Origin of the sequence: Ochrobactrum soli (genome assembly GCF_003664555.1) — a bacterium.
Classification (GTDB): domain Bacteria; phylum Pseudomonadota; class Alphaproteobacteria; order Rhizobiales; family Rhizobiaceae; genus Brucella; species Brucella teleogrylli.
This window is the reverse complement of the sequence record NZ_RCHH01000007.1, coordinates 87,444-114,218: the sequence shown is the minus strand read 5'-3', so window position 1 is coordinate 114,218 and position 26,775 is coordinate 87,444. Positions and strand designations below refer to the sequence as shown.

The window sequence follows — 26,775 nt, the reverse complement described above, 5'->3', positions numbered from 1 at the left end:
CATGACCGATAGAAGCGAATTCTCCGCCGCTGTGACAGGCACGGTTGTCGATGGCATTCTTGTCGTCACGGTCGATAACCCGCCGGTCAATGCCACCTCCGCCGAGGTGCGCAAAGGTTTTGCCGCAGCCATTCGCCATGCGTCAGAAGACGCGGCGATCCGCGCTACCGTGCTGAGCGGCGCTGGCAAGATCTTCATCGGCGGGGCGGATATTCGCGAATTCGGCAAGCCGCCGGTCGAACCGACATTGCCGGATGTCATCACGCTCATCGAAAGCGCTGACAAGCCCGTGGTGGCCGCAATCAACGGTCCCGCTTTGGGCGGCGGACTGGAGGTTGCACTTGCCGCTCACGCGCGGATCGCATCGACCAGCGCATCCTTTGCCCTGCCGGAGGTCAAGCTCGGGATCGTGCCCGGCGCTGGCGGCACGCAGCGCCTGCCCCGATTGATCGGACCGCTGGCAGCGCTCGACATGATCGCCACCGGACGCCAGATCGCCCCGGACGAAGCGCAGCAATTGGGCCTCATTGACCAGATATCGGTCGGCGACCTTGTGGCCGACGCCATCGCGCTCGCCAATGCGCTGATCGGCAAGCCGTTGCGTCGGACCGGCGATCTGTCGGTTACCGCGCCGGATGCTACAGCCTTTGAACAAGCCAAGGCCAAAATCCTGAAAAAGGCACGCGGCGCTACGGCTCCCGGCGAAGCCGCGCGGCTGGTGCAGCTTTCCACAACGGCCTCTATTGCCGAAGGTCTGGCCGAAGAACGCGCAACCTTCATCCGCCTGCGCGACAGCGAAGAGGCTGCCGCCTTGCGGCATCTGTTCTTTGCCGAACGCGCCGCTGGAAAAGTGGACGGCATGGAGGCAAAGCCTCGTGTTCTTTCCAGTATCGGCATCGCCGGAACCGGCCTGATGGGATCGGGCATCGCCGTCACCTGTCTTGCTGCTGGTTACAAGGTCATCGGCTATGAAACGACTGCGGAGGCAGCCGCCAAGGGCCATGCGCGGATCAGCGATATGATCCAGAAGGCTGTCGATACCGGCACGCTTTCCGCTGAGGCCGCTGACGCGCAACGCGCGAAGCTCTCCGTCAGCGCCGACATGTCCGCACTGGCCGATGCCGATCTCGTCATCGAAGCCGTCTTCGATGATTTCACCGTCAAGGCCTCGCTGTTCCGCGAGCTTGACGCGTTGCTGCCTGCGGCAACCATTCTGGCGACCAATACGAGCTATCTCAATCCGGATGAGCTGGCCGCCGTCACCAACCGCACCGACCAGGTGCTGGGGCTCCATTTCTTCTCGCCAGCCAATATCATGCGGCTTCTGGAAGTGGTGCGCTGCGCGGAAACGTCCGATGAGACGCTTGCAACCGGCATCGCTTTTGCCCGCAAGATCAAGAAGCTGCCCATCGTCACCGGTGTCTGCGAAGGCTTCATCGGCAACCGGATGTTTTCGGCCTATCGCACGGAAGCCGAGAAAATGCTGGCCGAAGGCGCCTATCCCGAAGATATCGATCGCGCCATGGAAGCCTATGGCTTTCCGATGGGGCTTTTCGCGGTTTACGACATGGCCGGGCTGGAAATTGCCTGGGCGCGGCGCAAGAGAGCGGCAGCAAGCCGCGACCCAAACCTTCCCTATTTCGATGTTGCCGACAAATTATGCGAAGCCGGGCGTTTTGGCCGCAAGGCTGGCCTCGGCTGGTATCGCTATGCGGATGGTGTTCGCACAAACGATCCGGACGTCCACGCATTGATCGATGATTACCGTGCGCGAAACGCCATTGTTCCGCGTAGTTTCAGCGATGAAGCGATCATGCAGCGTCTGCTCGCCGCCATGGCGCATGAAGGGCAAGCCCTGCTTGAAGAAGGCATTGCGCGCCATTCCGACGATATCGATCTGGTTCTGGTCAACGGCTATGGCTTCCCGTCGATCAAGGGCGGCCCCATGTTTGCAACAAGTGATCAGGCAAAATAAAAACCGGCAGGCGGGAGACGGCTTATTCGTCTTCCGCCCCGGAAAGATGGTTTCGCACCGACTTCTTCAGCGGATCGAGATCGGCCAGCAGGGTCTGGATGATATCGTGATCGACATCGGCCATCATTTCCCGCAACCAGCCTTCATGGGCTTTGGCCATCTGGCTGAACACCGAAATGCCCTGATCCGTCAGACGGGCCACCGTGACGCGACGATCGGCGCCCGGCGTCTCACGTTTCACCAGACCTTCGGTTTCCAGCCGTTCCACCAGACCGGTGACATTGCCATTGGTTACCATCGTGCGGCGTGACAGTTCCCCCAGCCGCAAGCCTTCCGGCTCGCGATAGAGCTGCGCCAGCAAATCGAATTGCGGCAGTGTCGCGCCGAATTCATTGCGCAGACGCCGCCGGATTTCCTGCGAGACCAGCTTGGTGGTGGACAGCATGCGCAGCCAGAGACGCAGTTCCGGCTTTTCGCTTTCATGATCGTCGCTGACTATGATCTCGAAATCCACCGACACGCCCATTTCCTTTATTCAAAGCACGCTGGTCAGGCTCAGGAATCGAGCCAAAATCCGTGCTCTAAGAATCGCGTTTGCCGGAAAATATTTCAAGCCTTAAATAAATTGTCCAAAAGCTCTGCGAATGACCGCGAAACGTCCTTTTCTCCGGGCAGAAAACGACCTCACTGCCAAATTATTTCTAAATGCATATATTTCTTGTTGTGGCGCCCCATTCCGGCGCCGCAAGGAAAGCCCGCTTAAAAAAGATTTCACGGCAATTTGTGATGTTTATCGGCGCATGAGAACCGCTTAAATACTTGCAAAGTCATATGATATTGCATAGCCTTCTCCTCAAGGCTCAAAGAAGCCATTGCACAAATCCGCAGCTCCACCCACACTGGGTCGAGAGCGGCAAAGACGAGGGAAACTATGAAAGAGACATCCGTTCTCACCGGACTTGCATCCGCATTGGTATCGCAATCGATCAAGGTCGTGGATATTACCGCGCCGCTCGGGCCCGATACGCCAGTGCTTTATCTGCCGCCGCAATTCGGCAAAAACACTCCGAATGTGAAGATCCACGAGATCAGCAAATACAATCAGGACGGTCCGTTCTGGGCGTGGAACTGGATCGAACTTGGCGAACATACGGGAACGCATTTTGATGCTCCCTGCCATTGGGTCACGGGCAAGGACCACGCGAACAACACGACCGACACCATCCCGCCGCAGAACTTCGTCGCGCCGGTCAATGTGATCGACCGCTCTGCGGAAGCAACGGCCAACCCGGATTATCTCCTGACGGTGGAAAGCATCCAGGAATGGGAAGCCGAGCATGGCGAGATTGAAGCGGGATCGTGGGTAATCCTGCGCACCGACTGGTACAAGCGCAACGGCTCCACCGAGACATTCCTGAATGCCGACGAGAATGGCCCGCATTCGCCCGGCCCGACTGCGGAAGCGATCCGCTATCTGCTCTCCAAGGGGATCATCGGCTGGGGTCAGGAAACCATCGGCACCGATGCCGGTTCGGCAGGCGGCATGACCCCGCCCTTCCCGGCGCATCACCTGCTGCATGAAGCCAATCGCTATGGCCTTGCAAGCCTCAGCAATCTCGACCAGCTGCCGGCAAAGGGTGCGATCCTGATAGCCGCGCCTTTGAAATTCGTCGCTGGTACGGGATCGCCCGTGCGCGCATTGGCGCTTGTTCAGGGCTAAAGCTTCCAGCAAGCAATGAATAAGAGAGCGGTTCCGATGTTTCGGTTGGAACCGCTCCAAAGCTTAAGAGCCTGAATCAAAAAGCAGCATGTGTGTGCGAAAATGGTGATTTTCGAGGACCGGAGCGGAGCGTACTTAAAGGTACGTGAGCACCGGAAGCCTCGCATAATCCCGAAAAGTTGCAGATTTTTCGGTTCAGATTATGCGAAAGCAAATCTCAAATTGCCATTTGCAGCCACACAGTACGACTTTTGGAACAGGCTCTAAGATTGCCGTTCCAGATAGGGCAGTTCACGCGGCCGGATCGTGCTGGCCAGCGTATTGATGCGCAGCATGGCGCGTTCGTGCGAGATTTGCAGATGATGCACCAGCGCGCGCTGTGCCCCCGCCAGATTGTCGGACTGTAGACACGTCACGATTTCAAGATGTTCCGGCAGAAACGGCTCGGACGCAAAAAGCCCCGATGTCCATTGATACAGGAAATGATGCGCGACGAGCAGCGTCTGTGGCAGCCGGACCGCCTCGAGCAAGGACGCGCTGTCGCAATGGCCGAGAAGCTCGACATGCAGTTCCTGTTCCAGCCGGTCCAGCGTTTCGCCCGCGACCAGCGGAGCGGTGACCGCTTCGTCCAGATTGCGGCGAACCCGCGCCAGAAATCCCTCGGGCAGACGCGGCAGCGCCTTTTCGAGCGCCAGCGGCTCCAGCACCCATCGCAGTTCGAACAGATCGTGGATGTGCTTGTCGGTGAGCGCCGGTGCGAACCAGCGCCCGCGCTCGTCCTTCTGGATGACGCCGCGCTGCTGTAACCGGGCCATGACGTCCTGCGCCACAGTACGGCTGACGCCATAATGCTTGGCCAAGGCCAGCGCGTTGACGCGCCAGTCGGCCAGCGATGTGCGGGCGAAAATCTCGCTTTCGATTTCGGTATAGATGAGCTGCCAGCTGGGCATGAACTGCATGCGGCTGTCGGCGCTTTTCCTGACAAGCGGGTCGCCGTTCGAACTGCCAGACTGGCGCGATCTGTTCGCCGCTTCTTCGGCAATGGCATAACCGCGCCCCTCCGCCTTGCGAATGAGGCCGCGCTGTTCCAGTTCCGCCAGCGCCTGCCGCGCCGGAACCCGGCTGATGCCGAACAATTCCGCGACCCAGCTTTCCGTCAGTCGCTTGGTCGTTGGAATGGCGCCATTGGCGATATCCGCCGCGAGACTGTCACGCGCGCGCTGGTAAAGTTTAGGTGCGATGTTACGCATCATGTCATTTTTCCTCCCCTGAATGCGTCCGGCTTCTTGTTATTTTGTCCGGTTTATCCCGATACCCACAGGCATGGTGCCTCCTATGTCGGGATCGATAAGCCCACATGCAACCCATTGAGTCCAATATGATTTGCGGACTGATGTTTATCCCCCTGAACGTCCCGTGGACGCGCCCATAAATGCCGGTTTTCCTCCCTAATATATCTCGGATTGCGTCTCCCAAAAAATTCGTATAGTGCATGCACAATACATTATGGCCGGAGGAGTTTCATAGTGCAACAGGCAGTTGACCAGGCGGCGTTCTCGCTCGCCTCACTTGAACGGTTCTGCCGCGAGGTTTTTTCCGCATGCGGTGCCAATGATGCAACCGCTGACGCGGCGACGCGCGCGATGATGCACGGCACGCGCTACGGCGTGGATAGCCACGGCGTCCGCCTGCTCGCGCATTATGTGACCGCTCTCGTGGGCGGTCGCGTCAACAAGACGCCCAATCTCAAGGCAGTGCGCAGTTTCGGCGCCATTGAAACGCTCGACGCCGACGATGCCCATGGCGCGCTGGCAGCTTATACCGCCATGGATTGCGCCATCGCACTCTCCGATCAGTTCGGCATCGGCGCTGTTGCCATTCGCAACAGCTCGCATTTCGCTGCCGCCGGAGCCTATGCGCTGGAAGCGGCGCGACAGGGCCGCATTGGTATCGCCGTCTGCAATTCCGACAGTTTCGTGCGCCTTCATGATGGTGCAATGCGGTTCCACGGCACCAACCCGATTTCGGTCGGCGTACCCACCACCGACGAAAATCCGTGGCTTCTGGATATGGCCACAAGCTCGATCCCCTATAACCGCGTGCTGCTCTATCGCAGCCTCGGTGTTGAGCTGCCGCAGGGCACCGCCTCCGATCTCAACGGTGTGGATACGCGCGATGCGGAAGCGGTTGAAATGCTGGCGCCCCTTGGCGGCGAATTCGGCTTCAAGGGCGCAGCATTGGCCGGTTTTGCGGAAATTCTCAGTGCCGTTCTGACCGGCATGAAACTCAGCTTCGATATTGCCCCTATGGGCGGCCCCGATTTCTCCACGCCGCGCGGCATGGGGGCTTTCGTTCTGGCGATCAAGCCGGAAGCCTTTATCGAACGCGATGTCTTCGATGCGGGCATGACCCGTTATCTCGAAACATTGCGCAATTCACCAGCCCGCGAAGGCTGCACCGTCATGGCTCCCGGCGACCGCGAATGGCGCGTTGCCGAAGAGCGCGAAAAAAGCGGTGTAACCATCGATCCGGTGACATGGCAGTCATTCGGTGAAATGGCTGAAAAATACGGCGTGACCTTGCCCGCCTGACCCAGCCGGTCATAAGCGCAAAACCAAACCGTCAGGGCGGTTACAGCACTGCAAACGCTCTGACCATCATTCGAACTGCGAAGACGTATCCCGGGAGGATATTGGGAATGAACACATCAAACAAGGCGCCATTCGGCGCCAGCCGCTTCCGGTATTTCATACTTTTCATGTGCTTTATCGGCATCGCGATCAACTATCTCGATCGCGCCAATATGAGCGTGGCGCTGCCCTTCATCGATTCCGAATTGGGCCTCAACCTGACCAACACGCAGAAGGGCCTCATCCTTGGTGCCTTCTTCTGGGCCTATGACGGCATGATGCTGTTTGCAGGCTGGATCACCGACAAGCTGGGCGCGCGCAAGAGCTTTTCGCTCGCCGCCGTCTGGTGGTCGGTCTTCACCGCCGTCACGCCGCTTGCCAACAGCTTCTGGACCTTCTTCACCGTCCGTTTCTTCCTCGGCGCGGGTGAAGCCCCTGCCTATCCGGCAGCGACCAAGGCGGCTTCGCGCTGGTTCCCGAGAAGCGAACGCGCTTTCGCAACCGCTGTGATCGATTCCGGTTCGCGCGTCGGCACGGTTCTCGCCCTGCCGATCGTGACCTCGATCATCGCTTTTGCGACCTGGCATTATTCCTTCGTCATTCTGGGTGCTGTCGGTATCGTGTGGGCGTTCTTCTGGTACGTCACCTATCGCGATCCTTCTGAACATCCGCGCGCCAATGATCTGGAGCGCCAGTACATCATCCAGAACGGTGCCCGCACCGATGATAATGACAGCGCAGAAGCACAGAAGATCCGTTGGGCCGATCTGTTCCGCTATCGCACCGTCTGGGGCATGATGCTCGGCTTCTTCTGCCTGAACTTCGTCATCTACTTCTTCCTGACCTGGTTCCCGACCTATCTGAAGACCGCACGCGGCCTGAACCTCGCTGAACTTGGCCTCTATGGCATGATCCCCGGCCTTGCCGCCGTCGTCACTGCCTGGATCGCCGGCCTTCTGGCCGACCGCGCCATCCGCAACGGCGCCAATGTCACCACGGTTCGCAAGATCGTCATGGTGGGCGGCATGCTGGGCGGTGCCGCCATTCTTCCGGCAGCGCTGGTTGAATCGCTGTATGCAGCTTTGTTCTTCCTGGCGATTTCCTATAGCAGCCTTGCCATTGCAGCGACCGCGATCTGGTCCCTGCCAGCCGACGTTGCACCAAGCTCGCGCCATGTGGCTTCCATCGGCGGCATCCAGAACTTTGCTTCGAACATCGCGGGCATCATCAGCCCGTTCCTGTTCGGCTTCCTGCTGGATCAGTTCAACGGCAGCTATACGCCGTCCTTCCTGATGGCCGCCATCATGGCCGTTGTCGGTGCATGCTCCTATGCATTCATCGTCGGTCGTGCAGAGCCTCTACCGATCCTTCCTCCCCGCTCGTAAGATCATCAGCGAGCGCTGACTGAAAAAGCCCTCATCCGGGTCATCCGGGTGGGGGCTTTTCTATTTGATAATCACGAACGCAGCGCCGAGGCCGGGCTCATGCGCAGTGTGAGAAGTGCCGGAACCAGAGACACGATGGCTGCAACGAGAATAAAGCCACCAGCGCCGTAAAGGTCATCCACTGAAAATTCGACAGGCATTCTCACAGCCGTTGCCGCCGTCAGCCATGCTGTGATGACATGCGCGGCAGCGTAGCCGATAGAGAGGCCCAGCAGGATGCCGAGCACCAGCAGGAAGAACAGCTCACCCCAGACAATCGCCATCACCGCACTGACCGGCGCACCAAATGCCCGCAAGGCACCAATCTGGCGCTTGCGCGCACCGATATGCATGACCGCAACCAGTAGCAGCGCGAAAACGACAATCACCTGCGTGCCGATGGCAATTCCGAGCAAAAGTTTGCGCGCATCGCCCAGCGTGTAATAGAGCCGCGTCAGCACTTCCGCCGGAAAGATCGACAATGTGGTATCGGACCTATATTCCTGCCGAAGGCGATAGGCATCGGCAATCGTCTTCGGCTTGACCAGAACCGCCGGAATGCCGGGACTGCTGGCATCGAACTGTTCATCGAGCGGCGCATCGACATCGATCCGGGCATCGTGATCATGGGTATCGTTCGGCCCGATCACCGCGAGCGAGCCTTGCGCGTTCTTCACAGCCGCATCTTCGTGGTCGTCATCATGACCGCCCATGCCGTGCAATTGCCACACCGCACGAATGGGAACGAGGATCGCGCGATCCCACGCGGTTCCCGTCGGAGCCATCTTTCCGCTGACGTGATAGCTCAATTCCGCATGGGCGTGACCGCCCGTTTCCACCGTGCCGTGCATCGGATTAACCCGACCGCCGATCGGCAAATCCACCGCAGACCCGATAACCGCCTCACCCAGCCGGGCAAAAATAGCGCCTTCCGCCAGTACGGGCGACAGGGCTGCAATCAATTGCGTCGTTGTCCCGACAATGGGAAAGCCCATCGCGCTATCGCCAAAGCCAATCGGCGCAGCGAAAGCGACACGCGGATCAGCAGTAAGCTTGCCAAGCATCGCGCCCGACATCAGCGGCAAGGGCGATGGTTGCAGGAACACCGATGACAAGGTCAGCTGGGTGTCGCTTCCAGCCGCCCCCACGACCAGATCGAATTTCTCCGACGCGCGCGCCGTGCCGAGACGCACAGCCCGCTCCTGCAATGTCACCACCGTGCTCAGGGCAACGGACAGCGCCAGCAGGATAATCACCGCAATGGCTCCGCTCCAGAACCGGCGCAGATCGGCAAGGATGAAAGCGATCATGTCGTGCCCTGCCCCGCAGCGTCTTTCGTTATGCGGCCACCCTCCAGAAAAATCTGCCGCCGCAGGCGCTTCATCAATTGCGGATCATGCGTGACGGCAATCAGCGTCGCCCCCTGGGCGCTCGCGAGCTGCACCAGAAGTTCTGCGATTTCCGCGCCGGTCTTCTGATCGAGACTGGCGGTCGGCTCGTCGGCAATGATGACCCGCGGCGCGGGAAACAGCGCACGTGCAATGGCGACACGCTGCATCTCGCCACGGGAAAGCGTTTCGATATGCTGGTCGGGCCGTTTAATGCCAACTGTTTCCAGAAGCTCCAGCGCCCGTTCGCGCCGCACCGGCTTGACTACCCGGCTCAGTTTCGCGGGCAGCAGGACATTGGCAATGGCCGACAAGCCCGGAAAGAGATGAAAATCCTGCATGACGAGCCCGATATTGCGAGCCCGGAACGCGTCACGCTGAAAAGCCGACAGGCTGCAGAATGCCGCGCCGTCCCACATCACCTTCCCCGTTTTGACGGCCTCAAGCCCGGTGATCGCGTTGATCAGCGTGCTTTTGCCAGACCCCGACGCGCCTGCGATTGAAAGATGCTCGCCTTGCGGCAAATGGAAATTCTCAATGGCAAGCGCTGGCTCACGGAGGCCGGGAAAACGCACTTCCAGCGCGGAAATATCCAGCGAAAGGCCGGAACCATGGTCAGTCGGCATGTCAGACCGTTGTGAAGGAAGCATCGCGCATGCGTAGCTGGCTAACAAATCCTGTTTCAGGATCGGTCCACGACCCATATTCCAGCGTGCCGCGCGTGAGGATCGGCGCGTTGAACTGCACGAAAGTCTGCTTCGCCGCGAGATAGACCACGACGATATTGTCCGGCCAGTCGGAATCCGACGAGCAGAACGGGCAGATCGACATTGGTATCTCGGTTAGCACAAAGAAATTGGCTTCCGCCTTCAAGGGCGGCGCCATGAAGCCGCTGATGGCAACCTGCTTTCCAGCGGACTGTTTGACCTGATCAGAAAACTCAAGGCCCAGCACGCCGAAACTCTTATAGAGATTGTTGAAGCCGAGTTGCTCGGCAGCCCGCGCCTGCGGGATAGCTGTCGCCAGCGGCATGGCCAGTGCGCCAAGCATCACTTGTCGGCGGCTAAGATGGTTCCGGTTGAACATCGGACGCTCCATCAATTGCGGACAAGCGGCGCGAGCCGCCTGCCCTGTTTCAGGATAAGCCTTCCTATTCGGACTTCGGCTTGCCAAGAGCAAAAGCATCGGCAAGGACGCGATACACATCGCTCTGTTCCATATAGCCGCGCAGCCCTTCAGAACCCGGACCCGTCGCCTGAAGGACGATATCGTCTACCGCGTGAACGCCGGTATCCTCGTCTTTCGGGATGTTGCCCTGCACGAAGACCGCGCCCGGCACATCCTTATAGGCTTCATTGGCGACATACTCGCCCTTTTCGTTCTTGATGGCCGGAACGAACGGATCATCCAGCTTCGGCCGGAAGGTTTCATAATGATCCGGGCCGTTATTGGCAGCCATGAACAGGCGGCGCGAAACGTCCACGCGATCCGGATAGCCGTCTCCGTCCTTGTCCTCATAGTTCGGGAAACCAGCCGCATCATAGGTGCCAACCTTGGCGCGCATTTCATCGCCCGGCTTGTCATCATCGACCGTACCGATAATTGCCACGCCATGAGTGTGGTCGCCGGTCACGACGATCAGCGTATCCGGGTTGTTCTTGGCGAATTCCTGCGCCACACCGACAGCCTTGTCGAACTCGATCGTGTCGACCAGCGCCCGCTCCCAATCGAGCGGATGGCTCATCTTGTCGATCGAAGCGCCTTCCACCATCAGGAAGAAGCCGTCCGGGTTCTTGGAGAGCTTGTCGAGTGCCGCCTTGGTCATGTCGACCAGGCCCGGCTGGTTCGGGAACTTGTCGACAGTGCCCTTCTTCAGAAAGTCGCGATCCAGCGTCACATCCATATTGCCGGTGTGAAACAGGCCAAGCAGGTTCTGCTGGTTGGACTGCCCGGAAGCGGCCAGCTCGTTCTTGTCGGTAACGATGGCATAACCTGCGTCACGGAACAGCTGGATATAATCCTTGTCGTCCTTGCGCTTGGAGCCCGGAACATCCTTACTCAGGAAATAGGCCGAACCGCCGCCCAGAAGCACATCGGGCCTCACATCGTAGAACATGCCGACAATGTCTGCCTTGTCGGAACGCTTGCGCGTGTGGGAAACCAGCGCGGCAGGCGTTGCATCTTCGACTTCTGACGTGGAAACGATGCCGATGGATTTTTTCGTCTGGCGGCGTAGCGCTTCGCCGATTGTTTCGACCTTCGGGTCATCCTGACTCGCCGGAGTGCGGTCAGCATAAACGCCAAGCGCGTTCACCCGCGCTTTGTGGCCGGTCATGTAAGCCGAGATGGTGTTGGCGCTGTCGGTCGCAATCGAATGGGTCGATGACGTGCCGATAAAGGCAACCGGCGGAACATCATCCATATTGAGACGGCCATTGGCCTTGCCACCCGCCATGCCCTTGGACATGATGCGCGCGCCGGTGCGATGCGCGACCGAAAGACCATCGGCCACCAGGAAGATGATGTTCTTGGCTTTCGCTTCTGTCGCGGTCGGGTACACATCCCAGGTGACGGCCTTCGTCTCGTCGCCAGCCGAGATTTCAACCTTATAGGCGCCCGGCTCTGCAATTTTCAGATCGCGCAGAATGAGGGCTGAGCCGAGAACCTTGTCCTCGCTCCCCTTTTCTTCCGCAACGAATTCTGCTTTGGCGCCAAACACTGTTTCGTAATCCTTGCCGTTGACGGTCACCTTGACCTCTTCCGGCTTCACCACCTTGTCGAGTTCCACTTTGAAATCGAATGGCGAGCCGACCAGAATCGTGGCCCTGTCGAGCGGATAGATATCGGCGGCATTGGCGGCGCCGCTCAAAATTGTTGCGGACGCGAGAGCGAGCAAAAGCTTGCGCATGTTGGAAATCCCTTCCTACAAAGTGTCAGGTTTCCATAAGCAAGCTAGATGACGCGCATATAACGGTTTTGCATTTGTGATCGGAGGCCCACAAAGGCCCGCTTCGACGGCGTGGCAAAAGCGGTTAAAAAACCGGTCGTTTCGTCCGCGGAATGGAAAATTTCAATGCAATGAGAATAAACAAGATTTTATCGCATATGAAAGCTAATTCCGCGTTAGGTTTTCCTAGCGCGACTAGTTCAAAACCCGATCTATGAGGGGAAAATTTGCCGTTGAGACGAGCTGGGCGCTGTAAAAAGGATCTCTATAGCAACGCTTCGGATGGTAGCGCGAAGAAGTTAAAAAATCTACAGCGCTTAACCAAAAAGCACAAAAATCATCGTTCCTTTCGAAAGGGCCAGTGAAACTCGACTGGAAACTCGAATCGTGCATCGGAACAGTTGAACAGCTTTTCCGAGAAAAATCCAGTTCCCGTTGCAGGAGCAATTTGGCTGACGCGCCCTGCCCTTTTTGCGCTGGTCACTTCATTTCCACACCGTTGTGCGGGGCGCGTCCTGCCGGATATGAACCGGACAATCGGACGCCAAGGCGCACTTGACGATTCGGGCATCCATCCCCGCCTAAAAGCGTGGACGATGACAATAAATGACTCCACCTGCGGTCGCCAGCATGCCGCTTGCAATGATAGACTGCCGTCTAATTCCAATAAAAGTCTTTAAAAACAATTCGATAAAGCAATTCGATTCGGAAGGATAAAATTCTTCGTAATTTTTAATTGCCTGCTAACCCTTTGTTAATTCGGGCAGCTCTTGCGATACAAGAAGAATCGGACATAATGACGGTATTTAGGCGGTATTAGTTCCGATGCCGTCACTAGGGATCCCAAGTCAATGAATATCGCAAATTCAACAGCAGCAGTGTCGTTTGACGACATGATATTGACGCAGGGGAGAGAAATCTCTCGCAAGCTCAATCTGCTGCGCCATGAAAACTTCCCACCGGATGCGCGGAAAAATCTGCGTCAGTTTTCTATGGCCGAAGCTGCATATTTCCTTGGCGTCTCCCCCAGCAATCTGAAGAAGCTACACCTTGAGGGCAAAGGCGTCGAGCCGACTATACTGACAGGTGGACGCCGCGCCTATAGCGTGGACCAACTGCATGAACTGCGTTTGTGGCTTGACCAGAATGGTCGCGCCGAAGTGAAGCGTTATGTTCCGCATCGCCGTGGCCATGAAAAGCTTCAGGTCATCGGCGTTGTGAATTTCAAGGGCGGCTCCGGCAAGACCACGACTGCCGCGCATCTGGCGCAGCATCTCGCCTTGACCGGTCATCGTGTGCTTGCCATCGATCTCGATCCGCAGGCCTCTTTATCGGCACTGCACGGTATCCAGCCAGAGCTGGATGAATTCCCGTCGCTTTACGAAGCCATTCGTTACGATTCCGAAAAGAAGCCCATCCGCGATGTCATTCGCCGGACGAACTTTCCCGGTCTCGATATTATTCCGGCCATGCTGGAGCTGCAGGAATATGAATATGACACGCCTTTGGCCATGCAGAATGGCGGCGAGGGCAAGATGTTCTGGAACCGCATCGCGACGGCTCTGGCCGAAGTCGATGATTCCTACGATGTGGTCGTTATCGACTGCCCTCCCCAGCTTGGCTATCTGACGCTGACGGCGCTGTCCGCTGCAACATCGGTGCTAATCACCGTTCATCCGCAGATGCTCGACCTTATGTCGATGTCGCAGTTCCTTCTGATGCTCGGCGATATTCTCAAGACCGTGCGACAGGCAGGCGGGGCGGTGCAACTCGACTGGTTCCGCTATCTGATTACCCGTTATGAACCGACCGACGTGCCGCAGGCCCAGATGGTCGGTTTCATGCAGAGCATGCTGGCCTCTCACATGCTCAAGCATCAGATGCTGAAATCGACGGCGATTTCGGATGCCGGCCTGACCAAGCAAACGCTTTACGAAGTCGAACGTTCATCCATGAACCGCGGCACCTATGATCGCGCGATGGAAGCCATGGAAGCGGTCAATTCGGAGATTCGCGGGCTTATCCACGAAGCATGGGGGCGTTAGACTGCCGTCTAAAACGGCAAATACGCAATAAAATCAGGTCTCTGACCGGTTTGAGGAATAGAGAATGGCCCGGAAGAACATATTTGACAGCGTGATGCGGAACGAACCGGCGGCGGAACAGCCTTCCCAGCCGGTCGATGCCATATCGCGCCGGTTCGGCGCTGCCAAATCGCTTTCCGCTTCGATTGATGAACTCGCCAAGCAGGCTTCACAAAGGCTGGATGGCGAAACTGTCGTTGAGCTTGATCCCAACAATCTTGATGCGTCCTTTGTTGCCGACCGTCTGCCTGAAGCCGACGATCAGGAATATCAGGAGCTTCTCGAAGCCATTCGCGAGCGTGGCCAGGACAGCCCTATTCTGGTGCGTCCGCATCCTGAGACCAGCGACCGTTATATGATCGTCTTTGGCCATCGCCGTGCCCGTGTTGCACGCGAACTGGGCCTCAAGGTCAAAGCCGTCATCAAGCCGCTTGCCGATCTGGAACATATTCTGAGTCAGGGTCAGGAAAACTCGGCGCGCGCTAATCTCAGCTTCATCGAGCGGGTTTTGTTTGCGGCACGTCTGGAAGCGCTTGGCTTTGAGCGTGAGGCTATTCAGGCCGCTTTGACCATCGACTATCAAACCCTGTCGAAGATGCTGACCATTCCGAAGGCGATACCAGAAGCCATTCTTCTGGCCATCGGTCCTGCCAAGGGCATTGGTCGTGATCGCTGGCTTGAACTGCGTAAGCTGATCGAAATTCCCGGCAAACAAGACGCTGCAGAAGAACTGATGGCGACCGCTGCATTCAAGGCAGCAACGTCGGCTGATCGCTTCGAACAGCTTTACGGTTATCTGAAGGGCGCCCGTCAGAAGAAGTCCGTCACCAAGGCCGCTTTGCGCCCCGGTGCGACATGGACCGCTTCGGACAAGTCCGTCAGCGCCACAATCAAACAGAACGGCAAATCGGCAACGCTGGCTCTTGGTGCAGCCAATGGGCCTCGCTTTGCCGAATGGCTCTCGCGTAATCTGGATACGCTTTATGCGTCCTTCCAGAACGACGAGAAGTAACAAGCTTTCGGATTGGAAAGCGGTTTCCGCAGCCCCGTCCAGTGTCTGAGTACGATTATCTGCGTATCTGTATCGAGACGATCAAGAGCATTTCCAGCGAAACTCTGAAACGGTTTTGCGGGTCATGCAGGCGTTAAATTGAAGAGATGAGTGGTTGCCAACAATCCGGTTGGAAAATCGCTCGAGCGAAAAGGAACGAGATAGCAAAAGAAAAAGGCCCCCAAACGTCGCCGCGTGGAAGCCCTTCTCATTGGTTTAGCAGCTAGAGAATCGCAAATCCACGAATCACTGTCAAGTGTCTTAAGCGTCTTTTCGGCGGGTGGATTTCTTTTGCCTTGTGGAAGGTGAAAGAAAATGGAGATGCATTTGGCTTCGACGCCGTTTGGCAGTCGACCGATGACCGCTGCCTTGTTGGCAGCGCAACGCAATGCACGACAAATGCCGCAAGACCTTGCCGTCGATAAGTGGCAGATGCATCGCTGGCTGTGCGAAGCAAAGACGATCTATGGTTTGAATGATCGCTCGCTGGCGGTTCTGTCAGCATTGCTGTCCTTTCATCCGGACAATCATCTCAAAGCCAATGAAGGCCTGATCGTCTTTCCATCCAACAAGCAATTGGCGTTGCGTGCCCATGGCATGGCGGACGCTACATTGCGGCGTCATCTCGGCGCGCTGGTCGATGCCGGTTTCATCACGCGTCAGGACAGTCCGAACGGCAAGCGTTATGCGCGTCGGGCCAAAGGCGGCGAGTTGCAAATTGCATTCGGCTTTTCGCTCGCTCCTTTGCTGTTGCGCGCCGAAGAACTCGAAACGTCCGCCGAGCAGGTGAGGGCCGAAAAGGCTGCTTTGCGCGAGCAACGTGAACGCTTGACCTTGCTGCGTCGCGATATCGCCAAGCTGATTGAATTTGCCATGACGGAAAACCTTTCCGGTGACTGGTCAGCAATCAACCAGCGCTTCCGAGCCATTGTCGATACGATTCCACGCCGTGCGGAACGCGATGAGCTGGCTCTGTTGGTCGCCGCAATGGAGACACTTTCGGTCGAAATCAATAAGCTGTTGAATATTCAGCAAAATATCGAAAATTTGAGCGGCAATGAGTCTCAAAATGAGCGGCAGCAAATTGAATCGAATCCAGATTCCTATTTTGAAAAGGACAGCGTTTCACAAATCGACCAGCGCCGGATGATAACCGACAAGGCGCAACCAGAACCGACGGTCTCTCTCGATATGGTTCTGCGCGCCTGTCCAGAGATTGAAGCCTATTCATCGAGCCCGATCCGCCAATGGCATGGACTGATGAATGCCGCAGAAACCGTCCGCAGTTTCATCGGGATTGACGCCAAACTTTATGATTTGGCTAAAAAGACGCTTGGAAACTATAATACGGCCATCGCAATTGCCTATATTCTCCAGCGTTATGATCAGATTCGATCGGCAGGCGGTTATCTGCGGATATTGACGGAAAAGGCTGCGGATAGTGGTTTTTCGATCAAGCCGATGATGCTGGCCGCGCTGAATGCACAACGCCGCGCCCAATAGGCAGTAACAGCAAATTTATCAAATATAACGTTTCTAAGAGGCGGAAAAGGAGAGTAATCGATACCGAAAGTGCTTAGTGCTACGCAAGACAAGGAAACAAAGGAAGATATTATATGTTCCTAATATTTCAACAACTTGCATTTGGAAGCACCATAGGTCTGATCAATGTTGTTCTGCATGCTTTAGCAACAATCCTGGTTATCAGGACGACGCGACTTCTCCATAAATCCCTGCGGAAATACGCTATGTTGGCGCTGATATCGACAATGTCGGTTGCCGCGTCGGTTTTGCTGGCAACACAGGTCATCGAAATCATAATATGGTCGGCGTCCTATACCATGGTTCTCGCCATACCCGCCGGGGCAGACGCGCTCTATTTTGCTTTCGTGAATTTTACCTCGCTCGGATATGGAGATATAGTTCCGCTCGCACGCTGGCATCTCATGGGTCCGATGACCGCAATGAATGGCGTTTTGCTCTTCGGCTGGTCTACAGCGGTTCTGTTTCAGGTCCTGACTTTCGCGTTACAAAACCAGAAGACGCCGCGCTTTATTCCAAGACTGGCCACTGACGAGTAGGTCAAATAGCCAAGTAAGGGCGTCTCATCCGACAACCGTAATATTTGAGAACGGAGTATCCGTGCGGTGAATTTGACTATCGATTTCATCAAATATGTTTCCATCGTTTTCATCGGTCTTCTGCCGATCATGAACCCCCTCACGACAATTCCGCTCTATATGGCTTTGACCAAGCGGATGAGCGTGGAGAACAAGCGCAAACAGGCCGTCAAAGCCTGTATCTACGCGTTTTCGATCCTGACGGCATTTTTGCTGCTGGGGCAGGGGATCATCGCGCTGTTCAATATCTCGCTTCCGGGCATCCGGGTCGCAGGCGGCATCATCATCATGATCCTGGCGCTGCGGATGATCTTCTCTGGTGAAGACACTTCGTCGGAGGTCAATGTCGAGCCTTCCGAGATCAAGAAGGCGGAAATCGATTATTCGTTTTCGCCACTTGCCATGCCCAGCCTTGCGGGTCCGGGGTCGATTGCCGTGGTGATGAGTTTTGGTTCGCAAATTCCCGCCGAACACACCATCATCGGCCATATTATCGTGATCGTGGCCATTCTGCTGACGGTCAGCATCGCTTATGCGGCGCTGTCATCGGCAACGTTCCTCGAAAGAATGCTCGGCGATCACGGCATGCAGGCGATCACCAAGATCATGGGCTTTCTCCTGACCTGCATTGCCGTGCAGTTTCTGGCCTCCGGCGTTCACGATTTCTATATCGAGTTCGCCAAGCTGTAAGCGTTCATCTCATTCCATGGCGATGCTGTGATCGACTTCCTGCGCAACCTTTGGCTTGCGGAGCAAAAGAACGAGCGGCATCGCCAGAAGCGACATCAGCATCAACAGCTTGAAATCATCGATATAAGAAATGATTGTCGCCTGTTCGGTGACGATATTGTCCAGAAGCGCGCGTCCGGCAGCTGTTGTCGGATTGAGATATTGTGAAACGACAGCGCCATCGAAATTATGATTGAATGGCGTGACATAGGCGCTGATAGCGGCGTGGTTGGCCTGCACATTTTCCGTCAGCAGCGCTGCAACAATCGATATGCCGACGCTCGATCCGATGTTGCGGGACAGATTATACAGGCCGGTGCCGTCGCCGCGCAGATGCGCGGGGAGGGTGGAAAAGGCAATCGTGGTCAGGGGCACGAACAGGAAGCCCAGACCTGCGCCCTGAATGAAACCAACCCGCACAATGGTCCACTGCGAAACATCGGGCGTCCAGCCCGTCATTTCATACATGGCCCAGGCCGTCAGTCCGAGACCGGTCAAAAGTAGATAACGTGAATCCATACGGCCAATCAGCTTGCCGACCAGAAACATGCAAGCCATGGTGCCCATGCCGCGCGGTCCCATCACGATGCCGGCTGTCGTCACCGGATAGCCCATCAAGGTCTGGAGATATGGCGTCATCAGCGCCAGCGATGCCAGATAGGTCACGCCGATGATAAAGATGAAGAGCATACTCACCGCAAAATTGCGGTCGAGAAACAGCTGCGGTTTGACGAAAGAATTTTCTGCCGTGAATGTATGCACCACAAGCAGGTAAAGGGCTGCCGCGCATACCAGCGACTCGATGACGATTTCGCTCGATGAAAACCAGTCCATCTGCTCGCCGCGGTCAAGAAACAATTGCAGCGAGGCAATGGCGAGACTGAGCAGGCCGAAGCCGGTCCAGTCGAGACGCGCCGTCCGGTCTATCCTGGTTTCAGACACAAAGACCATGATGCCACCGAAAGCCAGCGCACCAATCGGCACATTGATGTAGAAAACCCAGCGCCAGCTCATATTGTCAGTCAGCCAGCCGCCAATGACAGGCCCCAAAACCGGGCCGACCATCACCGAAACGCCGAAAAGTGCCATGGCGGAGCCACGTTCTTCCAGCGTGTAGATATCGAGCAGAATGCCTTGCGACAGTGGCACCAGCGAAGCGCCGAACAGGCCCTGCAACAGCCGGAAACCGACAATCTGCGGCAGGGATTGTGCAAGCCCGCATAGCACCGAGGCCAGCACGAAGCCCGCAATAGCCGCCAGCAACACGCGCTTGCGACCGAATTTGGCGGCCAGAAAGCCGGACGGTGGCGTCATGATCGCAGCCGCCACGATATAAGAGGTCAGCACCCAGTTGATCTGGTCGGCGCTTGCCGAAACGCTGCCCTGAATATAGGGCAGAGCGACATTGGCAATCGTCGTATCCAGCGCTTGCATGATAACCGCGAGAATGACGCAAGCGGTGATCGCGCCGCGATGTGCGACGATGGACGCGCCGGAAATGGCGACGTTAGACATGGTTTCCACCACCGAAGAGATTGGTAATGAAGCGCGGCAGACCGCGCGGATGGCCGGTATCGACCTCCACATTCACGCTCATGCCGACACGCAGCGGCGGTTGGCCATTCTTATTGTCGATGCTGACGCGCATGGGGATGCGCTGCACGACCTTGACCCAGTTGCCGGACGTGTTTTGCGCCGGCAGCAGCGAGAAGCTGGAACCCGAAGCCGGGCTGATACTGGCGACTTTGCCCTCCCAGCGGGCATCGGGATAGGTATCGACCGAGATCGTCACCGGCTGGCCGGGTTCGATCCCGGTCAATTCGGTTTCCTTCGGATTGGCGGTGATCCAGAGATGATCGGACGAAACGAGCGAAAAAGCCTGTTGCGCGGCTTGCAGATAGGAGCCGACCTGCAAGCTGTTCACATTGGTGACGATGCCGTCGAAGGGCGCGCGAACAGTCGCGTCATCAAGCTGGCGCTGGGCTTCATCGAGCTTGGCCTTGGCCTGTAGAAAAAGCGGGTTTTGCTCCACCGGTTGGTCCGCATTGCCGCCGAGCTCGGCCATTGCCGACTGGGCCTGCGCCTTCGCCACGGCAACCTTCTGCTTGGCGGCATCGAGGTCGTGTTTCGCCTGATCGAAAGTCGCCCGCGATGACGCGCTGGTCGCCACGAGATCCTGCTGCCGCTTGAAGGTCGCCTGATAGAAGGGCAGATCGGCCTCGGCCTGCGTGATTTCAGCAAGCGATTGCTGATAGCTGGCCTGAAGCGCAAGAATCTGATTGCGCACATGGCCGAGTTCGGCCTGAGCGCCTTCAAGCGCAATGGCAAAGGAATCCGGCTTCAGGCGAAACAACACCTGTCCGGCTTTGACCAGCTCGTTTTCATGCACGTCAATACCAGCGACAAGGCCCGAAACATCGGTCGAAATGCCCACCATATCGGCCTGCACATAGGCATTATCCGTCGAAACATAGCGCCCGCCAGTAACGTAGAAATAGCCGCCGACAACAAGCGCCAGCGGCAGAAGAGAAAACATCATGCGGCGGCGCCTTAACCGGCGGTGAGTGGCAATCTCGCTTGCGGCGGGCTTTTGGGCCGCGTCGGTGGCCGCTTGCGGCTGTGCGGTCGGACCCGTGCTTTCAGCGCAGGTTTCCCGACGTGCTTCAGGCTCATCCCGTTCGATAGTGGCGGGATGTTTTACGATATTGGACGTGTCAGTCATGATCTGTATCTTCGTTGACGATTTCAGGACTTACGGGAGTCCGGCAAGCCCGGGAGAGATTGTCTTTCATCGACAGGAGGGTCTGGATCAACTGCTCCTGTTCCGCCTGCGAAACACCTTCAAGCGACTCGGCCCGCGTCTGGCCGCCGAGTTCGCGCATAACTTCCAGAAGCGGCATAGCCGCCTCGCATATGAAAATCAGATGCGCACGCCGATCGGTCGGGTGGGGTCGTCTTTCGACAAATCCCTGTTCAACGAGCCGGTCGAGAATGCGCGTGAGAGTTATAGCCTCCACGTCCAGCAGATCAGCCAGACTGCGTTGCATGATCCCGTCATTCTTCGAGAGGAAAGCCAGCGTTTGCCACTGGGCCCGTGTCAGGCCAGTTCCGCGTGCGCGCTGCTCAAAACGTTTGCGAAGAAGGCGGGCCACATCATGCAACAGAAAACCGAGAACGCGGGTGTCCGTCACTTGTATGCCCACTTATTTATAAGCTAACTTATTATTTGTAGCTTATGACAAGTGTCTTGAATATGGCAAGCGAATTGGATCGCAGGCAGCGGCCCGCGATTTCACAATCACGTGACAACTTGTTGGGAGTGGGCGTTGCCAGTCAGTGCGCTGCTTGCGGCGTGACGGCTTCCAGCCATTGCGCGCGATAAGCGGTATAGACATTGCCGGAAGCGTCATTATCCGGCTGATAGGTTCTGCCGTGCTTTTCCTTCGGCGTCGCACCCGCCAGAAGCCCGGCGCCGGTGGCCGTTCCCGTCGATCCGGCAATGGCTTCGACTTCGCGACCCGAGAAATTCGCCAATGCTTTCAGATAAATGGGATTATCGGAAAAAGGGCCTTCGACCACAATAGGCCCCTTAGCGCCCAATAGGCCAAGGCAACTTTCAGTCATCAGCGCGGCATAGATGCAGGCGGCAGCATAACGTTCTGCATCGCTCGCTTGATCCGCATTGCGCCAGCGCAGATGCGTGTTGGGGAAAGGGCCACAGTTCGGAACGGCGGAAGGCAGAGCCATGATCCCGTGATGCAGAATCTGCGCGGCAAGGGCATCGTATTCGGTGGGGGAGGGTCTTTGCAGCCCTTCGGTCATCAGATCGAATTCGCGCCCGCCCATATAACGCGCCGAAGGCACGGTACAGCCATAGGCATCGACATTGGCCAGCGTGTCGCGTTTTGGGTCTAGCCCGTCGAGATTGCCGCCCACGGCGAAGCTCACCACCCAAGTGCCCGTCGAAACCACCGAAAACGCGCCTTCGCGATCCATCAGATGGGCGAGCAGCGAAGCATTGGAATCGTGAATGCCGCAATGTACCGTAACGGGCAAGGGCAGTCCTATTTCCATCGCGATCGCTGGCATCAGCGGCCCAAGCGCGTCGAAGGCGGAGCGCAGCGGCGGGAATTTTTCGCGAATGTCCAGACGGTCGACAAGCGCCGAAAAAGCAGATTGCTTCGGTAGCCACAAATCCGTGTGACAGCCAAGCGACGTGACTTCTGACGCGGCAATGCCGGTCAGACGCCAGGCCCAATATTGCGGATAGGTGAATATGAAATGCGTGCGCGCAAAATCGGCGGGGAAGGCCGTTTTCAGATAGTGAAGCTGCGCACCGAGATTAAGGCCAAGCGACAGGGTCGGCGAAAAAGTATCGCGAAAGTCCGGTTTTATGGCTGCATAGGCGGCACGAATCTCGGCTGGATATTCAAGCTCATAGTCGAGTACCGGCATTGCCAGCGTGCCGTCTTCAGCAACGAGGGCCGCCGATGCGCCATGCGTGGTGATGGAAATGGCATCGAAACCCGGCTCCAGCGCAAATTCCGAGAGACTTGCCAGAAAGAAGCGCCATAGCGCCTCGATATCATAATGCGGATAGGGGCCGTCGCGAAGTACAGTGTTCGGCATGCGGCGCGCGGCAATTTCCTCGCCGCCTGCCGCATCGAGTATGACGACTTTGGCATTGGTCTTGCCGATATCGAGAATGGCGATGCGCTTCATGACATGTGAAACACTGGCTTGAGATCGACGGAAACTGGCGAATTATCAGGGTTCGTCGCCATGATATCGGCCATATGCGCCCACCATTTTTTCATCACTGGATGGTCGGGCAGGGCGGCCATGCCGTGTCCGGCGCTGCGCGTCAGCACGCCAAACAGGCTATTGGTTTCTTCATCGAGATAGATGGCATAGTCCGACACGCCTGCCGTGTGCAGAAGTTCTACCAGTTCCGGCCAGATTTCGTCATGGCGGCGGCGATATTCGGCCTCCATGCCGGGATTGAGCGTCATGCGAAATGCATAGCGTTCCGTCGTCATGCCGTGCGCCTCGCTCTGAACTGTCGGATCAGGATCGGCAGCGAAATGGTGATAATCAGCAGAAGGCCGATGAAGATCGACATGACGATGCCCGGCACATTGAGAAGGCCTAGCCCGAAGGTCACGAGGCCCATCACGAAAGCGGCAATCACCACGCCGACAATGGTGCCTGATCCGCCGAGGATCGAAACGCCGCCCAGCACGACCATGGTGACGATTTCCAGCTCCCAGCCTTGCGCGATGGACGGGCGTGTGGAGCCGAGGCGCGAGGTCAGGCAGACGGCAGCGATACCGCTCATCACGCCGGTCATCAGGAACAGCACGAATTTGGTTTTTTCAACCGGAATACCAGAAAAGCGCGCCGCGAATTCATTGTTGCCGATGGCATAGACGCGGCGTCCGAAGCTGGTGGCATGCAGCAGAACGCCAAACAGCACAGCGAACAGAACGAACAGCGCAAATTCGAACGAGATCACCCAGAAGACATAGCCCTGTCCGAAATAGGCAAAGCTTTCCGGATAGCCGCCAAAGGCCTGATCGCCGAGCACGATATAGGAAATACCGCGGAAAAGGCTCATCGTGCCGATGGTCACGACGATGGATGGCAGTTTCAGCCCGGCCACCAGCCCGCCATTGATCGCGCCGCAGACAAGGCCCGTGCCGATGCCGATGGCGACCAGACCCGGCGTGCCGACGCCCGCCTGCGCGGCCGCGCCCATGGCCGTCGAGGAAAGCGCGATGATCGCGGCGACCGAGAGGTCGATTTCACCGGAAATGATCAGAAGCGTCATCGCAAAGGCAATCAGCGCCTTTTCCGTGAAGTTGAACGTGGCGTCGGAGAGGTTCCAGGCATCGAGAAAATAGGGCGAGGCGAAGGAATTCGCGATGAAGATCGCAATCGCCACGCCAAGCAGCAGCATTTCCCAGCTGGCGAAGATGCGCGAGAAGGGCGTGCCTAGGCGGTCTGGAATGTGACGGCGCTGGTCGTTGGTATCGGTCTCGCTCATGCCGCAACCTCCTCATAAGTCTTCGCGGCCTTATCGCGCAGGATGATGCGTCCGCGCCGCTTTTCCTGCCGCGCATTGAAAATCACCGCCAGAATGATGACGGAACCGGAAATCGCCATCTGCCAGAAGGGTGAAATGTCGATAACCGGCAAAGCGTTTTTGATGACACCGAGAAACAGCGCGCCCAGAACCGCACCGGCTACCGTGCCGATGCCGCCAAGCGTCGAGATGCCGCCGATGACGCAGGCCGCAACGCTGTCGAGTTCGAAACCGGCGGCCACATCCACATAGGCGACGGCATAGCGCGACACCCAGAGATAACCGCATAGTCCGGCGAGGGCCCCCGACAACACGAAGGCAAAGAAGCGCGTGCGACCCACATCGATGCCGGTATAGACGGCGGCGGTCGGATTGCCGCCGGACGCATAAAGGGCGCGTCCGAAAAATGTCCGCGTCAGCAGCACATAGACGAGCGCGACGATCAGGATTGCCGTCCAGCCGAGGAGCGGCAGGCCGAGAAAAGGCGTGCGTGGCGTGTTGAGAAAGGGCGCTGTCATCTGGTGCGCATTCACCCATGCGCCGCCGGACAGCACAAAGGCCATGCCGCGATAGATGGTGAGCGTGCCAAGCGTGACGACAATCGCCGGAATGTTGAGCTTCCAGACGAGAATGCCGTTGATCGCGCCCAGAACAGCGCCAATGCCGATGGCAAGCACGATCAGCAGCACCAGCGGCAGACCGGGATAGGTCGCGTTCAGCATCGCCACGGCCATGCCGGTAAAGGCGAGATTGGCAGCAACCGACAAATCGATCGACTTGGTCAGGATAACCGCCATCTGGCCGAGCGCGATGATGATCAGGATCGACGTGTCGTTGAAGATGCCCGCCAGATTGCCGACGCTGGCAAAGCCCGGCGCGCGGCTGGCGAACAGGCCCACCAGAAGCGCGATGATGACGAGGAGCAGGAGTTCCCGCTGTTTCGGCAATTGTTTCATGATCTACTCCGCAGCCTCCTCGGCATTGCCCGTGGCGGCGCGCACCAGCACTTCCGCGTCGAGGCTTGCGCGTTCGAAGACGCCTTCCATCAGGCCCTCGCGCATGACCATCACGCGGTCCGACATGCCGATGATTTCCGGCAGTTCCGACGAGATCATGATGATGCTGAGACCCTCGGCGGCGAGTTCGCTGATGAAGGCGTGAACCGCGGCCTTGGAACCGATATCGATGCCCTTGGTCGGTTCGTCGAGAATGATGACCTTCGGATTTGTGGCGAGCCACTTGCCGATGACGACCTTCTGCTGATTGCCGCCAGACAGCGTTCCGACCGGGACGGAAAGGGCGGCGGCGCGCAGGTCGAAGCGCTCGGCATATTTACGCGCCAGCGCCAGTTCTTCGGCCATGCGCAAAAAACCATTGCGCGAGGTGCGGGCGAGCGACGGCAGCGAAACATTCTGAAAGATCGGTAGTTGCAGCACCGCGCCGTGGCGTCCGCGCTCTTCCGGCACATAGACAATGCCATGCGCCACCGCGTCGCCGGGGCGGCGGATGCTGATCTCGCGATCTTCAAGCGTCACACGGCCACGCGATGGCTTGGTGATACCGAACAGCGATTGTGCGAATTCCGAGCGTCCCGCGCCGACAAGGCCGTAAACGCCGAGAATTTCCCCCTTGCGCAGCTCAAAGGAAATGTCGCGAAACTCGGTCGGGTGCGAATAGTTTTCAACCTTCAACACCGGCTTGCCGATGGTGACATTCTGCTTGGGGAAGGCCTGATCGACAGACCGCCCGACCATCATACGCACGATATCGTTCTGCCGCGTATCGGCAAGCGTACCGTGGCCGACGGCGTGTCCGTCGCGGAAAACCGCATAATTATCGGCGATTTCGTAGACTTCATCGAATTTGTGGCTGATGAACAGGATGGCTTTGCCCTGCGCTTTCAGCCGCGCCACGATGCGAAACAGGTCGTCCACTTCCTTGCGCGACAGGGCCGCGGTCGGCTCGTCCATGATGACGATGCGCGAATCCACCGACAGCGCGCGAGCAATGGCGACCAGATGGCGCTGGGCGATGGAAAGTTCCTTGAGCTTTATCCGGGCATCGACCGTCGTTTCCAGCGAGGAAAGCAGCGCCTGCGAACGGGCATAGACGGCCTTCCAGTTGACGAAGCCGAGTTTCGTGCGCGGCGCATGGCCGAGATAGATGTTTTCGCCCACCGACAATTCGTCAAAGAGCACGGTTTCCTGATGAATGGCCGTTACGCCGTGATCGGTCGCATCCTGTGCGGTCGCCAGATGCACCGGATTGCCGTCGATGAGGATTTCGCCTTCATCGGGCTGATAAATGCCGGTGAGGATTTTCACGAGCGTGGACTTGCCCGCGCCGTTCTCGCCGATCAATGCCGTTACCTTACCGGGATAGAGCGCGATATTGACGTCATCGAGCGCACGCACACCGGGAAATGTCTTGGCAATGCCGCGCATTTCCAGAATGGGCTGATCCGTCGGGGCAAGCACCGTCTGCTCACCGCTGGAATCACCGCTTGAGAGAAAAGCTGCATTCATTGCAGACACCTGAAATCGAATCCGGGGAATGGGAGGCGGCATCCGTTCAGCGAATGCCGCCTCTTTTCATGAATGCGCATCCTTTCGGGATGCGCTT

23 protein-coding genes are annotated in these 26,775 nt (G+C 57.5%); 9 read left to right on the top strand and 14 right to left on the bottom strand.

Going from position 1 to position 26,775, the window contains the following annotated elements:
* The first annotated feature begins 1 nt into the window (after position 1).
* Complete coding sequence (locus D8666_RS14065) at positions 2-1,975, top strand: 3-hydroxyacyl-CoA dehydrogenase NAD-binding domain-containing protein (protein ID WP_121538420.1); 1,974 nt, start codon at positions 2-4, stop codon at positions 1,973-1,975.
* 22 nt (positions 1,976-1,997) lie between these two features.
* Here D8666_RS14065 and D8666_RS14060 read toward each other — a convergent pair whose 3' ends face one another.
* Positions 1,998-2,501, bottom strand: coding sequence for a MarR family winged helix-turn-helix transcriptional regulator (locus D8666_RS14060; RefSeq protein WP_371830821.1), 504 nt, complete (start codon positions 2,499-2,501; stop codon positions 1,998-2,000).
* Positions 2,502-2,906: 405 nt separating this feature from the next.
* Here D8666_RS14060 and D8666_RS14055 point away from each other — a divergent pair, with 405 nt between their 5' ends.
* A complete protein-coding gene (locus D8666_RS14055) occupies positions 2,907-3,695 on the top strand; it encodes a cyclase family protein (protein ID WP_121538418.1) in 789 nt (262 codons plus the stop codon).
* A 263-nt stretch (positions 3,696-3,958) separates the two neighbouring features.
* Here D8666_RS14055 and D8666_RS14050 read toward each other — a convergent pair whose 3' ends face one another.
* Complete coding sequence (locus D8666_RS14050) at positions 3,959-4,948, bottom strand: GntR family transcriptional regulator (protein WP_109366831.1); 990 nt, start codon at positions 4,946-4,948, stop codon at positions 3,959-3,961.
* A 273-nt stretch (positions 4,949-5,221) separates the two neighbouring features.
* Here D8666_RS14050 and D8666_RS14045 point away from each other — a divergent pair, with 273 nt between their 5' ends.
* Positions 5,222-6,286, top strand: coding sequence for an Ldh family oxidoreductase (locus D8666_RS14045; RefSeq protein ID WP_121538416.1), 1,065 nt, complete (start codon positions 5,222-5,224; stop codon positions 6,284-6,286).
* Between the two features lie 107 nt (positions 6,287-6,393).
* The gene (locus D8666_RS14040; protein WP_109366829.1) at positions 6,394-7,710 is read left to right on the top strand and encodes an MFS transporter; all 1,317 of its coding nucleotides are present in this window, start codon (positions 6,394-6,396) and stop codon (positions 7,708-7,710) included.
* Between the two features lie 71 nt (positions 7,711-7,781).
* On the opposite strand, the gene D8666_RS14035 is transcribed toward D8666_RS14040, so the two are convergent.
* The 4 genes from D8666_RS14035 to D8666_RS14020 form a co-directional block, all read right to left on the bottom strand.
* On the bottom strand, positions 7,782-9,059 hold the full coding sequence (locus D8666_RS14035; protein ID WP_121538414.1) for an FtsX-like permease family protein: 1,278 nt from the start codon (positions 9,057-9,059) through the stop codon (positions 7,782-7,784).
* On the bottom strand, positions 9,056-9,763 hold the full coding sequence (locus tag D8666_RS14030; protein ID WP_109366827.1) for an ABC transporter ATP-binding protein: 708 nt from the start codon (positions 9,761-9,763) through the stop codon (positions 9,056-9,058). The genes D8666_RS14035 and D8666_RS14030 overlap by 4 nt, the downstream gene beginning before the upstream one ends.
* A 1-nt stretch (position 9,764) precedes the next feature.
* The gene (locus D8666_RS14025; protein WP_121538412.1) at positions 9,765-10,223 is read right to left on the bottom strand and encodes a hypothetical protein; all 459 of its coding nucleotides are present in this window, start codon (positions 10,221-10,223) and stop codon (positions 9,765-9,767) included.
* A gap of 64 nt (positions 10,224-10,287) precedes the next feature.
* On the bottom strand, positions 10,288-12,045 hold the full coding sequence (locus tag D8666_RS14020; RefSeq protein ID WP_121538410.1) for an alkaline phosphatase: 1,758 nt from the start codon (positions 12,043-12,045) through the stop codon (positions 10,288-10,290).
* Between the two features lie 890 nt (positions 12,046-12,935).
* Here D8666_RS14020 and repA point away from each other — a divergent pair.
* The 5 genes from repA to D8666_RS13995 all read left to right on the top strand — a co-directional run bounded on the left by repA (position 12,936) and on the right by D8666_RS13995 (position 18,029).
* The gene (gene repA / locus D8666_RS14015; protein ID WP_109366824.1) at positions 12,936-14,129 is read left to right on the top strand and encodes a plasmid partitioning protein RepA; all 1,194 of its coding nucleotides are present in this window, start codon (positions 12,936-12,938) and stop codon (positions 14,127-14,129) included.
* Between the two features lie 64 nt (positions 14,130-14,193).
* Positions 14,194-15,180, top strand: coding sequence for a plasmid partitioning protein RepB (gene repB, locus D8666_RS14010; protein WP_121538408.1), 987 nt, complete (start codon positions 14,194-14,196; stop codon positions 15,178-15,180).
* Positions 15,181-15,534: 354 nt separating this feature from the next.
* Positions 15,535-16,722: a plasmid replication protein RepC gene (gene repC, locus D8666_RS14005; RefSeq protein WP_121538406.1), complete on the top strand. Its 1,188-nt coding sequence runs from the start codon at positions 15,535-15,537 to the stop codon at positions 16,720-16,722.
* A gap of 245 nt (positions 16,723-16,967) precedes the next feature.
* Complete coding sequence (locus D8666_RS14000) at positions 16,968-17,300, top strand: potassium channel family protein (RefSeq protein WP_235858967.1); 333 nt, start codon at positions 16,968-16,970, stop codon at positions 17,298-17,300.
* Between the two features lie 66 nt (positions 17,301-17,366).
* A complete protein-coding gene (locus D8666_RS13995) occupies positions 17,367-18,029 on the top strand; it encodes a MarC family NAAT transporter (RefSeq protein WP_109366820.1) in 663 nt (220 codons plus the stop codon).
* 9 nt (positions 18,030-18,038) lie between these two features.
* Here the strand turns inward: D8666_RS13995 and D8666_RS13990 are convergent, their stop codons facing one another.
* The 8 genes from D8666_RS13990 to D8666_RS13955 form a co-directional block, all read right to left on the bottom strand.
* Positions 18,039-19,583, bottom strand: a complete 1,545-nt coding sequence (locus tag D8666_RS13990; protein WP_121538402.1) for a DHA2 family efflux MFS transporter permease subunit — start codon at positions 19,581-19,583, stop codon at positions 18,039-18,041.
* Positions 19,576-20,790 (bottom strand): HlyD family secretion protein, encoded by a 1,215-nt coding sequence (locus D8666_RS13985; protein ID WP_121538400.1) that lies wholly within the window; start codon positions 20,788-20,790, stop codon positions 19,576-19,578. Before D8666_RS13985 ends, D8666_RS13990 begins: the two co-directional genes overlap by 8 nt.
* Complete coding sequence (locus D8666_RS13980) at positions 20,783-21,259, bottom strand: MarR family winged helix-turn-helix transcriptional regulator (RefSeq protein ID WP_121538398.1); 477 nt, start codon at positions 21,257-21,259, stop codon at positions 20,783-20,785. Before D8666_RS13980 ends, D8666_RS13985 begins: the two co-directional genes overlap by 8 nt.
* A gap of 142 nt (positions 21,260-21,401) precedes the next feature.
* A complete protein-coding gene (locus D8666_RS13975) occupies positions 21,402-22,790 on the bottom strand; it encodes an FGGY-family carbohydrate kinase (protein WP_121538396.1) in 1,389 nt (462 codons plus the stop codon).
* Positions 22,787-23,107: an L-rhamnose mutarotase gene (rhaM, locus tag D8666_RS13970; protein ID WP_109366815.1), complete on the bottom strand. Its 321-nt coding sequence runs from the start codon at positions 23,105-23,107 to the stop codon at positions 22,787-22,789. Before rhaM ends, D8666_RS13975 begins: the two co-directional genes overlap by 4 nt.
* Positions 23,104-24,114, bottom strand: coding sequence for an ABC transporter permease (locus tag D8666_RS13965; RefSeq protein WP_109366814.1), 1,011 nt, complete (start codon positions 24,112-24,114; stop codon positions 23,104-23,106). Before D8666_RS13965 ends, rhaM begins: the two co-directional genes overlap by 4 nt.
* Complete coding sequence (locus D8666_RS13960) at positions 24,111-25,109, bottom strand: ABC transporter permease (RefSeq protein WP_109366813.1); 999 nt, start codon at positions 25,107-25,109, stop codon at positions 24,111-24,113. The genes D8666_RS13965 and D8666_RS13960 overlap by 4 nt, the downstream gene beginning before the upstream one ends.
* 3 nt (positions 25,110-25,112) lie before the next feature.
* Positions 25,113-26,678, bottom strand: a complete 1,566-nt coding sequence (locus D8666_RS13955; protein WP_167836088.1) for a sugar ABC transporter ATP-binding protein — start codon at positions 26,676-26,678, stop codon at positions 25,113-25,115.
* Positions 26,679-26,775: the final 97 nt, after the last annotated feature.